This is a genomic window from Kineococcus arenarius subsp. arenarius (assembly GCF_050871845.1).
Lineage (GTDB): Bacteria > Actinomycetota > Actinomycetes > Actinomycetales > Kineococcaceae > Kineococcus.
Genome location: NZ_JBJLSE010000006.1, coordinates 1 through 14,343 on the forward strand (window position 1 = coordinate 1; position 14,343 = coordinate 14,343).

Below are 14,343 nucleotides of genomic sequence, written 5' to 3' on the forward strand. Positions count from 1 at the left end.
GCCAGAAGCCGGCGAGCGCGTCAGGTGATTGACTTGCTTAGTTTGACCTCTGATCTCGAAACCCCCACCCCCCTGGCGAGGGAAGTGGAAGGTACAACACCAAAGGAATCCCCAACGCCCCTTCACGTGAAGGAACGCCACGGGGTTGATTGATTTGGCATCAACACTTGGCACACTGTTGAGTTCTCAAGAACCGGACGCACCCCGCACCCGACCCCCCGAAGGAAGCCAGCTAAACAGGGGCAACTTTCCCACTGTAACCAGGAACCAGGCCAACGTGCAACCCATTCCCGATCAAGCTTGCCGCACCACCCACCCGCAGCAGACCCCCGCGGCCTCCCGGCCCCGGCGGCCGCCCCGTCCGGGCGACGAGAAGAACAGTACGCCGCCCCGAGCCCAACCACCAAATCCGAGGTGAGCTCGGGGCGGATCTTCTACTGCCGCAAGGAAAGAGACACCGCAGCCAGGGACTTCCGACCACGACGCAGCACGGCGTAGCGCCCGTGCAGCAGCGGTGCGTCGGCGGTGGCGGTGGCCAGGGTCGCCTCGACGTCGGTGACCTTGGTGTTGTTCACGTACGCACCGCCCTCGGCGATGGTGCGACGCGCGGCGCTGCGCGAGGGCGCCAGACCGGTCTCGGCGAGCAGCTGCACCACCGGTACGTCCAGGGAGGCCGGGCTGGCGGTGGGCAGCTCGGCCAGCGCGCCGGCCAGCGTGGCCTGATCGATGCCGGCCAGGTCCGAGCCTCCGAAGAGGGCCGCAGAGGCGTCCTGGACCGCGCGGGCCACCTGCTCGCCGTGCACCAGGGCGGTGACCTCGTGCGCCAGCGCCCGCTGGGCGGCGCGCGCCTTCGGCGCTTCGCGCGCCTGGCGCCCCAGGTCGGTGATCTCCTCACGGTCGCGGAAGGAGAACGCCTTGAGGTAGCCCTCGACCTGGGAGTCCTCGGCGTTGAGCCAGAACTGGTAGAAGGCGTACGGGCTGGTCAGCTGTGGATCCAGCCACACCGCTCCGGACTCGGTCTTGCCGAACTTCGTGCCGTCGGCCTTGGTCAGCAGCGGCGTGGCCAGCGCGTGCACCGTGGCACCGTCCACCCGGCGCACCAGCTCGCACCCGGCGGTGATGTTGCCCCACTGGTCCGAGCCGCCCAGCTGCAAGGAACACCCGTGCCGGCGGTGCAGCTGCAGGTAGTCGTTGGACTGCAGCAGCACGTAGGAGAACTCCGTGAAGGAGATGCCCGTGCTGGCCAGGCGCTTGGCCACCGCCTCGCGGTCGAGCATCCGGTTGACGCTGAAGTGCTTGCCGACGTCGCGCAGGAACTCGATCGTGGACATCGAGGCGGTCCAGTCCAGGTTGTTGACCATCCTGGCCGCTGCCGGACCGGTGAAGTCCAGGAACGGGGCGATCTGCTGCTGGATCCGGCCGACCCAGCCGGCGACCGTGGCCGGATCGTTCATGGTCCGCTCCGCGCTCGGGCGTGGATCGCCCACCAGACCGGTGGCCCCGCCGACCAGGATCAGCGGCTCGTGCCCGGCCTGCTGCAACCGCTTGGCGGTCAGCACCTGCACCAGGTGCCCGACGTGCAGGCTCGCCGCGGTCGGGTCGAAGCCCACGTAGTACGTGAGCGGGCCGCCCTGCAGCGCCTGGCGCAGCGCGGCCTCGTCGGTGGAGTGCGCCACCAGGCCCCGCCACTGCAGCTCGTCCCAGACGTCGCTCACGACTTCGCTCTCCTCGCCTCCGTGGCCGGGCGCCGTCCGCCCCGCCGAGCCCCCAGCCTGCCCGATCAGGAGCGGCGAGGTCGACGCGGTACCGCGGCGCGGTACGCGGAGACGGTCGGGTCCCCGGTGGTCCACGTGCGCCACGGGGTGGGCGCACCGGCACCGGCGACGCCGACGCGCGGCCCCCAGGACACCGCTGCGTCCGGGACCGGCTCCCCCGCCAGGACGCTCAGCGGGCCGCCGGCGCACACGTCGGCGCCACCCTGCTCGCGCGTGATGGCGAGCGCCTGCGTCAGGCGCGCCGGCCCCCGTGCGAGGTCCGCCTCCCGCCGGGCCGCGCGACGGCGCTCCCGCGCCAGCTCGAGCCCCTCGACGACCTCCCCGGCCCGCAGGAGCACGGCCGACGCGGTGCCCTCCCGGCCGGTGACGAGGTTCACGCACCAGTGCATGCCGTAGGAGAAGTACACGTACGCATGTCCGGCCGGGCCGAACATCACCTCGGTCCGCGGTGTGCGGCCGCGGAAGGCGTGCGAGCCGGGGTCGGCCTCGCCCGCGTACGCCTCGACCTCCGTGAGGCGGACGGCGACGGCGCCCTCCGGTGTCTCGTGGCGGACCACCCGCCCCAGCAGGTCGCGGGCGACCTCGAGCACCTCGCGGGCGAAGAACTCCCGCGGCAGCGCCGTCACGGACGCGCCCACACCCGGTGCTCGGCGAGCGTCAGGCGGGCCCGCTCGAGCTGCTCCGCCACCCGCGCCGGTGCCGTGCCGCCCACCGCGTCGCGGGAGGCCAGCGACCCGGCGGTGCTCAGCACGCCCTTGACCTCGGGGGTCAGGTGCGGGGAGATCGACGCCAGGTCCGCGTCGGTGAGGTCCCACAGCTCGACGGCGCGGTCCTCGACCTCGCTGCGCTCCTCGCAGCGGCGCACGCAGGCACCGGACAGGTGGTGCGCCTCCCGGAACGGCACTCCCCGGCGCACCAGCCACTCGGCGATGTCGGTGGCCAGGGCGAAGCCCTGCGGCGCCAGGGCGCTCATCCGGTCGGTGTGGAAGCGCAGCGTGCCGATCATCCCGGCGACCGCGGGCAGCAGGATCTCCAGGGTGTCGACGGCGTCGAACACCGGCTCCTTGTCCTCCTGCAGGTCGCGGTTGTAGGCCAGGGGCAGGCCCTTGAGGGTGCTCAGCAGACCGGTCAGATCGCCGATGAGGCGACCCGCCTTGCCGCGCGCCAGCTCGGCGACGTCGGGGTTCTTCTTCTGCGGCATGATGCTCGACCCCGTGGACCAGGCGTCGTGCAGCGTGACGAAGGAGAACTCCTTGGTCGCCCAGAGGATCACCTCCTCGGAGATCCGGGACAGGTCCACGCCGACCATCGCGGCGACGAAGGCGAACTCGGCGGCCACGTCTCGTGCGGCGGTGCCGTCGATGGAGTTCTCCACGCTGCGGTCGAACCCGAGCTCCTCCGCGACCGCCTGCGGGTCCAGCCCGAGCGAGGACCCCGCCAGCGCGCCGGAACCGTACGGCGAGACGGCGGCGCGCGCGTCCCAGTCGCGCAGTCGCTGCACGTCGCGCAGCAGCGGCCAGGCGTGGGCCAGCAGGTGGTGGGCGAGCAGCACGGGCTGGGCGTGCTGCAGGTGCGTGCGCCCGGGCATCGCCGCCCCCGGGTGCGCGGCGGCCTGCTCGACGAGCGCCTCGACGACGTCGAGCACCCCGGCGGCGACCACCCGGGCGTGCTCGCGCAGGAACATCCGCAGCAGCGTGGCGATCTGGTCGTTGCGCGAGCGCCCGGCGCGCAACCGGCCGCCGACGTCCGGGCCGACCCGCTCCACGAGGGCCCGCTCCAGGGCCGAGTGCACGTCCTCGTCGTCCTCGGCCGGGGTGAAGGCGCCGGAGACGACATCGGCCTCCAGGGCGTCGATGCCGGCCAGGAGGGCCTGCAGCGTGGCGTCGTCCAGCAGCCCGGCGCGGTGCAGCACGCGGGCGTGGGCGCGCGAGCCGGCGAGGTCGTGACGGGCCAGGCGGAAGTCGAAGTGCGTGGACTTCGACAGCGCGGCCATCGCCTCGGCGGGACCGCTGGCGAACCGCGCGCCCCACAGGCCCTTCTCGGCCTGCCGGTGCAGCTGCTGCTCGGTCACGGGGTGTCTCCTTCGTCGGGATCGGGCGTTCGGACCGGGGTGGGGGCGTCCTCGCGCCGGGCCAGGGCGAGGAAGCGCGCGGCGACGTCCTCGCCGCCCAGCGGGTCGCGGGAGATGACCAGGACGGTGTCGTCCCCGGCGATGGTGCCCAGGACCGCGGGCATGACGGAGTGGTCGACGGCGCTGGCCAGGAACTGCGCGGCACCCGGTGGGGTGCGCAGGACGACGAGGTTGGCCGACGCCTCGGCGGACACCAACAGCTCCTCGCACCAGCGGGCCAGGCGCGCGTCCAGCACCTCCTGGCCGACGCCGCTGCGCGGGGTGCGGTCGCCGCCCTCGGCGGGCAGGGCGTACACCAGCCCGCGGTCCCCGTCGCGCACCTTCACCGCTCCCAGCTCGACGAGGTCGCGCGAGAGCGTGGCCTGGGTGACGGCCACCCCCTCGGCGGCCAGGTGCGCGGCCAGCTCCGTCTGCGAGCGCACCGGCGAGCGCGTCAGCACCGCGGCGATGCGGGCGTGGCGGAACGCCTTGGTGCCGCTGCCCGCGGCGGCCGCGTTCACCGCGACGCCGCGAGGAGCCAGACGAGCAGGGCCTTCTGGGCGTGCAGGCGGTTCTCCGCCTGGTCCCAGACCACGGACCGCGGACCGTCCAGGACCTCGGCGGCGATCTCCTTGCCGCGGTAGGCGGGCAGGCAGTGCAGGACGATCGCGGAGGGGTCGGCGAGCGCCACCAGCTCGGGCGTCACGGCGTAGGGGGTGAAGCGCTGCAGGCGCTCGGCGGCGTCCAGGCCCTCCTGCCCCATGCTGATCCACGTGTCGGTGACGACGACGTCGGCACCGGTGGCGGCCTCGCGGGGGTCCTGCGTCACGGTGACGGAACCGCCCGTCGCGGCGGCCACGGCGCGGGCGCGCTCGAGGACCGCGGCGGACGGCAGGTCGGTGGCCGGGGTGGCGATGCGCACGTGCAGCCCGGCCGTGGCACCGCCCAGGGCGTAGGAGTGAGCCATGTTGTTGGCCCCGTCGCCGAGGTAGGCCATCGTCAGCCCGCGCAGCCGGCCCTTGTGCTCGGCGATCGTCTGCAGGTCCGCGAGGACCTGGCACGGGTGGTAGTCGTCGCTGAGGGAGTTCACCACCGGCACCCGCGAGTGCGCGGCCATCTCCTCCAGGCCGGACTGCGCGTGGGTGCGCCACACGATCGCGGCGACCTGCCGCTCCAGCACGCGCGCGGTGTCGGCGACGGGTTCACCGCGGCCCAGCTGCGAGCCGGCGGCGTCGACGACCAGCGGCGCCCCGCCCAGCTCCGCGACCCCGACGCTGAAGGAGACCCGGGTGCGGGTGGAGGGCTTGTCGAAGAGCAGGGCGACCGTGCGCGGGCCCTCCAGCGGGCGCTCGGCGAAGCGGTCCGCCTTCAGCCGCGCGGCCAGCTCGAGGACCTCGGCCTGCTCCGCGGGGCTCAGGTCGTCGTCGGCGAGGAAGTGGCGGGTGGTCACGGCTCCTCCGCGGGGTTCTGGGCGGCGTCGAGCACGGACGGCAGGACGTCGAGGAAGGTGTCCGCCTGGGCGGTGGTGAGCACGAGCGGCGGTGCGAGCCGGATCGTGTCGGGACGCACGGCGTTGACGATGAAGCCGCGGGCCAGCGCGGCCCGCACGGCTCCGGCGGCCACCGGTGCGTCCAGGGCGATGCCCAGCAGCAGGCCCTCCCCGCGCACGCCGGCCACGAGCGGGTGGCCCAGGGCCGAGATCCCCCGGCGCAGGTGGTCTCCCACGGTGCGGGCGTTGGCCAGCAGCCCGTCGCGCTCGAGCGCGTGCAGGGTCGCCAGGCCCGCGGCGGCGGCGACCGGGTTCCCGCCGAAGGTCGTGCCGTGCTGGCCCGCCCCCAGGAGCGCGGCGTTGTGGGTCCCGAAGGCGATCGCGGCACCGACGGGGACGCCGGCGCCGAGGCCCTTGGCGAGCGTCACCACGTCGGGCACGACGCCGTCGTGGCGCGGCTGCTGGTGGGCGAACCACTCCCCGGTGCGCCCGACGCCGGTCTGGACCTCGTCCAGGACGAGCAGGGCGCCGTGGTCGGCGGTGATGCGCCGCGCTGCGGCGAGGTAGCCGTCGGGAGCGGGGACGACGCCGCCCTCGCCCTGCACGGGCTCGAGGAACACCGCCGCCGTGGCGCCGTCGACGGCGCGGCCCAGGGCGCCGACGTCGCCGTAGGGGACGAACTCCACCCCGCCCGGCAGCGGCTCGAACGGTGCGCGGTAGGCCTCCTTGGAGGTGAGCGCGAGGGCGCCCATGGTGCGGCCGTGGAAGGCGTCCACCGTGGCGACGACCTTCGGCCGGCCGGTGCGGCGGGCCATCTTGAAAGCGGCCTCGTTGGCCTCGGCGCCGGAGTTGCAGAAGAAGACCCGGGACCCCTGCGGGGCGCGGGCGACGTCCAGCAACCGCTCGGCGAGGGCGATCTGAGGCACCGTGGCGAAGAAGTTCGAGACGTGGCCCAGGGTCGTCAGCTGGGAGGTGACCGCCGAGACCAGCAGCGGGTGGGCGTGCCCCAGGGCGTTGGTGGCGATGCCGCCCAGCAGGTCCAGGTAGCGCGTGCCGTCGGCGTCCCAGACGTAGCAGCCCTCGCCGCGCACGAGGACGCGCTGGGGGGTTCCGTAGGTGCCCATGAGGGCCGAGGAGTACCGCTGCAGCCACTGCTGCCCGCTGCCCTCGGTGACCGGCAGGGCCTCCGACTCCCCCGCGGTCTGCACCGTGCCGTCCACCGCTGCTCCTCCCGCGTGGTTCACGGCACGACCATCGTGCCGTTGCCGGAGGTCGTGAAGACCTCCAGCAGGACCGAGTGCGCCAGTCGGCCGTCGATGACCGTGGCGCGGGGCACCCCGCCGCGCACCGCGCGCAGGCACGCCTCCATCTTGGGGACCATGCCCGACTCCAGGGAGGGCAGCAGCCGCTCCAGCTCCCCGGCGCTGATCTCGCTGACGAGCGAGTCGCGGTTCGGCCAGTCCGCGTACAACCCGGCGACGTCGGTCATCACGACGAACTTCTGCGCCCCCAGGGCCACGGCGATCGCCGAGGCGGCGGTGTCGGCGTTGACGTTGAGGACGGAACCCGGCACGGGTTCGCCGTCGTCGTCGACCTCGGGTGCGATGGTGGAGATGACGGGGATGCGCCCGGCGGCCAGCAGGTCGTTCACCGCGGCCGGGTCCACGCCGACGACGTCGCCGACCAGGCCGACGTCGACGGGTTCGCCACCGACCAGGGCGGGGCGGCGGCGTGCGCGCAGCAGGCCGGCGTCCTCCCCGGACAGGCCCACCGCCAGCGGGCCGTGGGCGTTCAGCAGCCCCACGAGCTCGCGGCCCACCTGACCGGTGAGGACCATCCGCACGACGTCCATCGCCTCGGGGGTCGTCACGCGCAGACCGCCGCGGAACTCGCTGGCGATGTCCAGGCGCTGCAGCATCGCGGAGATCTGCGGTCCGCCGCCGTGCACGACGACGGGCCGCAGGCCCGCGGTGCGCAGGAAGACCACGTCCTCGGCGAACGCGCGCTTGAGCTCGTCGTCGACCATGGCGTTGCCGCCGTACTTGAGCACGACGAGGGCGCCGTGCCACTTCTGCAGCCACGGCAGGGCCTCGACGAGCACGCCCGCCTTGTCCTCGGCCGTGAGGTCCGTCAGGTCGCTCATGTGGAGTAGGCGCTGTTCTCGTGGACGTAGGCGTGGGTGAGGTCGTTGGTCCAGACCGTGGCGGCGTGCTCGCCGGCGTGCAGGTCGATGCGCACGCGCACCTCGCGGGGGGCGAGGTCCACCTGCGCTGGGTCGGCACCGGGGGCGCCGCCGACGCACACCGGGACGCCGTTGAGGCTGACGTCCAGGGCCTGGGGGTCGAACTGAGCGGAGGTGGTGCCGACGGCGGCCAGGACGCGGCCCCAGTTGGGGTCCTTCCCGAAGACCGCGGCCTTGAAGAGGTTGTTGCGGGCGACCGAGCGCCCGACCTCGACGGCGTCCTCCTCGCGGGCGGCCCCGACGACCTCGACGGCGATGTCGTGGTCGGCGCCCTCGGCGTCGCCCACGAGCATGCGCGCCAGGTCGGCGCACACGCGGTGCACGGCCGCGTCGAGCTCCGCGGGTCCGGGCCGCGTGCCGGAGGCTCCGCTGGCCAGCAGGACCACGGTGTCGTTGGTGGACATGCACCCGTCGGAGTCGACGCGGTCGAAGGTGGTGCGGGTGGCCGCGCGCAGCGCCCGGTCCAGCTCGGCGGGCTCGGCGACGGCGTCGGTGGTGAGCACGACGAGCATGGTGGCCAGGCCCGGCGCGAGCATGCCCGCGCCCTTGGCCATGCCGCCGACCGTGAACTCCTCGCCCTGCGCGACGGCCTGCTTGGAGACCGTGTCGGTCGTCATGATGGCCGTGGCGGCGTCGGAACCGCCGGTGGCGGCCAGGGCGGCGTGGGCGGTGCGCACCCCGGCGAGGAGCTCCTCGCGGGGCAGCTGCACCCCGATCAGCCCGGTGGAGCAGACCACGACGTCGGCGGCGCCGCACCCGGTCAGCTCCCCGACGAGCTCCGCGGTGGCGTGGGTCGTCTGGAAGCCCTGCGGGCCCGTGAAGCAGTTCGCGCCGCCGGAGTTCAGCACCACCGCGCGCACGCGGCCGTCGGCACTGGCCCGTTCGCTCCACAGGACCGGGTGGGCCTTGCAGCGGTTGGAGGTGTAGACGGCCGCGGCGGCGTCCAGCGGTCCGTCGTTGACGACCAGGGCGACGTCGGGCCGGCCGCTGGCCTTGAGGCCGGCGGTGGCGCCGGCGGCCCGGAAGCCGGTGGGGGCGGTGACGCTCACGGCGCCACCCCCACGGCGCTCAGCCCGGTTCCCTCGCCCAGGCCCAGTGCGACGTTCACGCTCTGCACGGCTCCTCCCGCGGTGCCCTTGGTCAGGTTGTCGATGGCGGCCACCACGACGACGCGGCCGGCGTGCTCGTCCACGGCCAGCTGCAGCGCGGCGGCGTTGCTCCCCAGGACCGCGGCGGTGCTGGGCCAGCGGTCCTCGGGCAGCAGGTGGACGAACTCCTCGTCGGAGTAGGCCGCCTCCCAGGCGGCGCGCACGTCACCGGCGGCGGCACCGGGGGCGAGCTTCGCGGTGCAGGTGGCCAGGATGCCCCGGGGCATCGGCGCCAGCGTCGGGGTGAAGGACACCGACACCGGCCTGCCGGCCGCCAGGGCCAGGTTCTGCTCGATCTCGGGGGTGTGCCGGTGCCCGCCGCCCACGCCGTAGGGGCTCATCGAGCCCATGACCTCCGAGGACAGCAGGTGCGGCTTGAGGCTCTTGCCGGCGCCGGACGTCCCCGAGGCGGCGACCACGACGACGTCCTCGCCGGCCAGCACGCCGGCGGCGAACCCGGGTGCCAGGGCGAGGCTCACGCTCGTCGGGTAGCAGCCCGGGACGGCGATGCGCCGGGCACCGGCCAGGTGCTCGCGCTGCTTGCCCCCGCCGGCCAGGGGCAGCTCGGGCAGGCCGTACGGCCAGTGCCCGGCGTGCTCGGAGCCGTAGAACCGCTGCCACTGCGCCGGGTCGGTGAGCCGGTGGTCGGCGCCGCAGTCCACGACGAGGACGTCCTCGCCCAGCTCGGCGGCCACGGCCGCCGAGTGCCCGTGCGGCAGGGCGAGGAAGACCACGTCGTGGCCGGCGAGGACCTCGCTGGTCGTGGGCTCCAGCACCCGGTCGGCCAGCGGCAGCAGGTGCGGCTGCAGCTCGCCCAGCGCCGTGCCGGCGTTGGAGGCGCCGGTGAGCGCCCCGATCTCCACGTGGGGGTGCTGCAGCAGCAGCCGCAGCAGCTCACCCCCGGCGTAGCCGCTGGCCCCCGCGACGGCGACCCTCAGCCGACTCCCTGCATCCATGCGCATGACCATACACGCTGCTGCGTAGGCATGCACAGAGTGGTCAGGACATCGGGTCGTCCGGGCCGTACGGGACGACGTCGAGGCTGCGGGCGCGCGGCGCCAGCCCGGCGCGCGCAGCCGCCGCCAGCGACGCGGGCGTGTCCGTGCCGGCCCGCACCAGCCGGCCCGCCCACGCGTCGAGCTCACCGCGCGCCACCGCCAGCACCAGCGCCACCACGTCGGCGGGATCGGTCCACTCGGTGCGCTCGGCGTGCACCGACATGCCGGTGGACATGCCCGTGCGGACCACGCCCGGGGACACCTCGAAGGCCAGCACGCCGTGCTCGCGCCCCGCCGCCGTCACCGCACCGCCCAGGCGGAACAGCGCCGCCTTGCTGGCCCCGTAGGCGGCGTGCAGGGGCGCGTCCTTGTGCGCCGCGCCGGAGCTCAGGTCGACCACCCGCCCGCCGCCGCGGGCCACCATGCCGGGGACCACGGCGCGCACCAGGTGGAAGGGGCCCAGCACGTTGGCCTCCAGGACGCGGCGCACCTCGTCCAGGTCCGCCTCCCACGGCACGGCCTCGTCGGCCTCGATGCGCCCGGCGCAGTTCACCAGCAGGGTGGTGCCGCCCAGCTCGGTCTCCAGGGCGTGCACCGCGGCGGCCACGCCGTGCGCGTCGGCCACGTCGACGCAGGTGCCCACCGCGCGCCCGCCCGCGGTGCTGACCTCCTCCACGACCCCGTCCAGCGCCACCGCGTCGCGGGCCAGCGCCCCGACCGACCAGCCCGCACCCGCCAGACCCAGGACCAGCTCGCGGCCGATGCCGCGACTGGCGCCGGTGACCAGCGCCACGCCCTGCGACGGCGCGGCCCCGGCCCCTGCGGGAACCTCAGCCACGCTGCACCGCCCCCGTCCGGCGGGCGGCCTCGGCGACCGCCGACTCGCGCGCGGCGCTCGCCTCCTCCGCCGTCAGCGTCCGGTCCGGCGCCCGGAAGCGCAGCGCGTACGCCAGCGACTTGCGCCCCTCGCCCACCTGCGAGCCGGTGTAGACGTCGAACAGGCGCACGTCCTCCAGCAGCTCGCCGGCGCCCTCGCGCAGCGCCTGCTCCACCGCGCCCGCCGCGACACCCTCGTCGAGCACCAGCGCGACGTCCTGGGTCGCGGCCGGGTAGCCGGACAGCTGCGCCACCTGGGGGCTCGCACCGACCTGCGCCAGGAGGACGTCGAGGTCGAGCTCGAAGGCCGCCGAGCGCGCCGGCAGCTCCAGCGCCGCCAGCGCCGCGGGGTGCAGCTCCCCGGCGTACCCGACCGGGTGGCCCGCCGGCGTGCTGACGCGCGCGCACCGGCCCGGGTGCCAGGGCGCGTGCTCGGCGGCCTCGACGACCACCCGGACGCCCAGCGCCGCGGCGAGCGTGCGCACCGCGTCGACCGCGTCCACCCACAGCACCGGCTCACCGCCGCGGGCGAACCCCTCGGCCGAGGCACCCGGGCCGCGCCGGGTGCCGGTGAGGATCCCGGCAACGTGCAGCGGCTGCGGCGGCACCGCGGCGCGCAGGGCCGCCAGCTCCTCCTCCGCCGGGCGGGTCGCCACACCCGGCAGCGGAGCCGGACCCGCACCGGCCACCGGGTGCGTCACGGCGCCGAACTCCACCAGGGCCAGGTCGCGCAGACCGCGGGAGACGTTGCGGCGCACCACCTCCACCAGGGAGTCCAGCACGCTGGTGCGCATCAGCGGCTGCTGCTCCGACAGCGGGTTCGCCAGCCGGAGCGCGTGGCGGCGGGGGTCGTCCGCAGCCAGCCCCTGCGCGTCGTGCACCGCCGCGGCGACGAAGGGGTAGGAGAGCACCTCGACGAACCCGTCGTCCACCAGCGCGCGCGCGGCCGAGCGCCGCGCGCGCTGCGCCGCCGTCAGGCCCCGCCCGGCGGGAGCCGCCGGCAGCACCGAGGGGATCGTGTCGTAGCCGCGCAGCCGCGCGACCTCCTCCACCAGGTCCACCGGCTGCACCAGGTCCGGGCGCCAGCTCGGCGGCACCACGCTCAGCTCCGGGCCGTCGGCGGTCACCGCGCAGCCGATCTGCTCCAGCGCACCGACCACCTCCTGCTCGGTGAACGGGGCCCCCACGGTGCGCTCGACGAACGCCACGGGCATGCGCAGCGGCTGCGCAGCGGCGGGCTCGCCGACGTCCGTGGCCGCCGGGTCGGGGGTCCCGCCGCCGTGCTCGACCAGCATCCGCACGGCCAGCTCGGCCACCCGTGCCGCGATCGCCGGGTCGACACCGCGCTCGAAGCGCTTGCCGCTCTCGGTGTGCAGCCGGTGCCGGCGCGCCGTGCGCGCCACCGAGACCTGCGCGAAGCGCGCCGCCTCGACCAGCACGTCCGTGGTGGAGGCGGAGACCTCCGTGTCGGCGCCCCCCATGACCCCGGCCAGGGACAGCACGCGGGAGGTGGACGGGTCGCCGGGCACCTCGTCGGTGATGAGCAGGTCCTCCACGTCCAGGGTCCGCTCGACGCCGTCCAGGGTGGTCAGCCGCTCCCCCGCGCGGGCCCGGCGCACCACGATCTCGCCCTGCAGCGCCGCCAGGTCGTAGGCGTGCAGCGGCTGCCCGGTGGCGAGCATGAGGTAGTTCGTCACGTCCACGGCCAGGGAGACGGACCGCATGCCCGCCTGCCGCAGCCGGTCCGCCACGAAGCGCGGGGTCGGTGCCGCCGGGTCGATGCCGCGCACGACGCGGGCGACGAAGCGGTCGCAGCCCACCGCGCCGCGGACCGGCGCGTCGTCGGCCAGGCGCACCGGGTGCCCCGGGCCTCCCGCCTCGGGCACCACCACGTCGACCGGGTCGTGGAACACCTCCGCGACGGGGCGCCGGGTGCCGTGCGCGTACTCGCGGGCGATGCCGCGCACGCTGAAGCAGTACCCGCGGTCGGGGGTGACGTTGACCTCGACGGTCTCCTCGGCCAGGCCCAGCAGCGCCAGCGCGTCCTGGCCCGGAGCGACCTCCACGCCGGGCAGGTGGCGCTCCAGCACGATGATGCCGGAGTGGTCGGCGCCCAGGCCGAGCTCCTTCGCCGAGCAGATCATCCCGTCGGACACGTGCCCGTACGTCTTGCGGGCGGCGATCGCGAAACCCCCCGGCAGCACCGCGCCCGGCAGCGCCACCACGACGCTGTCGCCGGCGGCGAAGTTGTGCGCGCCGCAGACGATGCCGCGGTGCCCGTCGGGACCGTTCAGCTGCGCGCCGACGTCGACGTGGCACCAGTTGATCGTCTTGCCGTTCTTCTGCGGCTCCGGCGCCAGGTCCAGCACCCGCCCGACGACGAGCGGGCCCGTCACCCCGGAGGTGTGGACGCCCTCCTCCTCCAGGCCGACCCGCACCAGGGCGGCGGCGACGTCCGCGCCGCGCGCCCCGGGTTCCAGGTCGACGTGCTCGGCCAGCCAGCTCAGCGGCACGCGCATCAGAGCTCGTCCTCCCCCTCGCCGGCGGTGGCCGGCACGCGCCCGCCCAGGACGTCGGCCACCCCCGACGCCGACAGGTCCTCCACGCCGAACGCCCGGCTGAACCGCACGTCGCCCTCCACCATGTCGCGCATGTCCGTCACCCCGTTGCGGAACATCAGCGTCCGCTCGATCCCCATCCCGAAGGCGAAGCCCTGGTAGCGCTCCGGGTCGATCCCGCACGCGCGCAGCACGTTCGGGTTGACCATGCCGCAGCCGCCCCACTCGATCCAGCCGCGCTCGGCGTCCCGCCCCAGGGAGAAGCGCAGGTCCAGCTCGGCGCTGGGCTCGGTGAACGGGAAGAAGGCCGGGCGCCAGCGCGTCTGGACGGCGTCGCCGAACATCGCCCGGGCGAAGTGGTCCAGGGTGCCCTTCAGGTGCGCCATCGTCAGGCCCTCGTCGATCGCGATGCCCTCCAGCTGGTGGAACACCGGGGTGTGCGTGGCGTCCAGCTCGTCGGTGCGGAAGACCTTGCCGGGGCACACCACGTACAGCGGCACCCCGCGGGTGAGCAGGGAACGCGCCTGCACGGGCGAGGTGTGCGTGCGCAGCACCAGCCCCGACGAGGTGGCGCCGTCCTCGCCCGCGACGTAGAAGGTGTCCTGCATCTGCCGCGCCGGGTGGTCGGCGTCGAAGTTCAGGGCGTCGAAGTTGAACCACTCCGCCTCGACCTCGGGCCCCTCCGCGACCTCCCAGCCCATCGCGGTGAACACGTCCGCGACCCGCTCCGTGAGCAGCGGCAGCGGGTGGCGCGCCCCCCGCTCCGGGCGGCGCGCGGGGAGGGTGACGTCCACGACCTCCGCGCGCAGGACCCGCTCCTCCTCCTGCGCGCGCAGGACCTCGGTGCGCTCGGCGATCGCCCGGTTCAGGAGGCCGCGAGCGGTGCCCACGCGCTTGCCCGCGGCGGCCTTGGCCGGGCCGGGCAGCGAGCCGATGGCCCGGTTCGCCAGCGCCAGCGGGCTGCGGTCCCCGGCGTGGGCGAGGCGGGCGGCCTTCAGCTCCTCCAGGTCGCCGGCGGCGGCGACCGCCGCGAGCGCCGCGTCGAGGGCGGCCTGCACGGCCGCCTCCCCCAGCGGGCCGTCGGCCGCCTCGGCGGCGGGTTCAGCAGGCATCGGGTGCGACGTCTCCTCCCGGTCGGCGGCCGGAC

12 protein-coding genes are annotated in these 14,343 nt (G+C 75.1%); all 12 read right to left on the reverse strand.

Translation table 11 applies throughout. From position 1 onward, the window contains the following. Positions 1 to 434: 434 nt before the first annotated feature. The 12 genes from tyrS to pheS all read right to left on the reverse strand — a co-directional run bounded on the left by tyrS (position 435) and on the right by pheS (position 14,308). Positions 435 to 1,715 (reverse strand): tyrosine--tRNA ligase, encoded by a 1,281-nt coding sequence (tyrS, locus tag ACRYM0_RS02905; RefSeq protein WP_432501952.1) that lies wholly within the window; start codon positions 1,713 to 1,715, stop codon positions 435 to 437. A gap of 65 nt (positions 1,716 to 1,780) precedes the next feature. Further along, positions 1,781 to 2,413: a DNA-3-methyladenine glycosylase gene (locus ACRYM0_RS02910; protein WP_432501955.1), complete on the reverse strand. Its 633-nt coding sequence runs from the start codon at positions 2,411 to 2,413 to the stop codon at positions 1,781 to 1,783. Then, positions 2,398 to 3,846 carry an argininosuccinate lyase gene (gene argH / locus ACRYM0_RS02915; protein ID WP_432501957.1) on the reverse strand — a complete coding sequence of 483 codons (1,449 nt, stop codon included), beginning with the start codon at positions 3,844 to 3,846 and terminating at the stop codon, positions 2,398 to 2,400. The genes ACRYM0_RS02910 and argH overlap by 16 nt, the downstream gene beginning before the upstream one ends. Next, positions 3,843 to 4,406: an arginine repressor gene (locus ACRYM0_RS02920; RefSeq protein WP_432501959.1), complete on the reverse strand. Its 564-nt coding sequence runs from the start codon at positions 4,404 to 4,406 to the stop codon at positions 3,843 to 3,845. The genes argH and ACRYM0_RS02920 overlap by 4 nt, the downstream gene beginning before the upstream one ends. Then, positions 4,403 to 5,335 (reverse strand): ornithine carbamoyltransferase, encoded by a 933-nt coding sequence (gene argF, locus ACRYM0_RS02925; protein WP_432501961.1) that lies wholly within the window; start codon positions 5,333 to 5,335, stop codon positions 4,403 to 4,405. The genes ACRYM0_RS02920 and argF overlap by 4 nt, the downstream gene beginning before the upstream one ends. Further along, positions 5,332 to 6,594: an acetylornithine transaminase gene (locus ACRYM0_RS02930; protein WP_432501963.1), complete on the reverse strand. Its 1,263-nt coding sequence runs from the start codon at positions 6,592 to 6,594 to the stop codon at positions 5,332 to 5,334. Before ACRYM0_RS02930 ends, argF begins: the two co-directional genes overlap by 4 nt. A gap of 20 nt (positions 6,595 to 6,614) precedes the next feature. Further along, positions 6,615 to 7,517 carry an acetylglutamate kinase gene (gene argB, locus ACRYM0_RS02935; protein ID WP_432501965.1) on the reverse strand — a complete coding sequence of 301 codons (903 nt, stop codon included), beginning with the start codon at positions 7,515 to 7,517 and terminating at the stop codon, positions 6,615 to 6,617. Beyond that, entirely contained in the window at positions 7,514 to 8,665 is a 1,152-nt protein-coding gene (argJ, locus tag ACRYM0_RS02940) for a bifunctional glutamate N-acetyltransferase/amino-acid acetyltransferase ArgJ (protein ID WP_432501967.1), read from the reverse strand. The genes argB and argJ overlap by 4 nt, the downstream gene beginning before the upstream one ends. Beyond that, complete coding sequence (gene argC, locus ACRYM0_RS02945) at positions 8,662 to 9,720, reverse strand: N-acetyl-gamma-glutamyl-phosphate reductase (protein ID WP_432501969.1); 1,059 nt, start codon at positions 9,718 to 9,720, stop codon at positions 8,662 to 8,664. The genes argJ and argC overlap by 4 nt, the downstream gene beginning before the upstream one ends. 43 nt (positions 9,721 to 9,763) lie before the next feature. Then, a complete protein-coding gene (locus tag ACRYM0_RS02950) occupies positions 9,764 to 10,600 on the reverse strand; it encodes an SDR family NAD(P)-dependent oxidoreductase (RefSeq protein WP_432501971.1) in 837 nt (278 codons plus the stop codon). After that, entirely contained in the window at positions 10,593 to 13,157 is a 2,565-nt protein-coding gene (pheT, locus tag ACRYM0_RS02955; protein ID WP_432501973.1) for a phenylalanine--tRNA ligase subunit beta, read from the reverse strand. The genes ACRYM0_RS02950 and pheT overlap by 8 nt, the downstream gene beginning before the upstream one ends. After that, positions 13,157 to 14,308 (reverse strand): phenylalanine--tRNA ligase subunit alpha, encoded by a 1,152-nt coding sequence (gene pheS / locus ACRYM0_RS02960; RefSeq protein WP_432501976.1) that lies wholly within the window; start codon positions 14,306 to 14,308, stop codon positions 13,157 to 13,159. The genes pheT and pheS overlap by 1 nt, the downstream gene beginning before the upstream one ends. Positions 14,309 to 14,343: the final 35 nt, after the last annotated feature.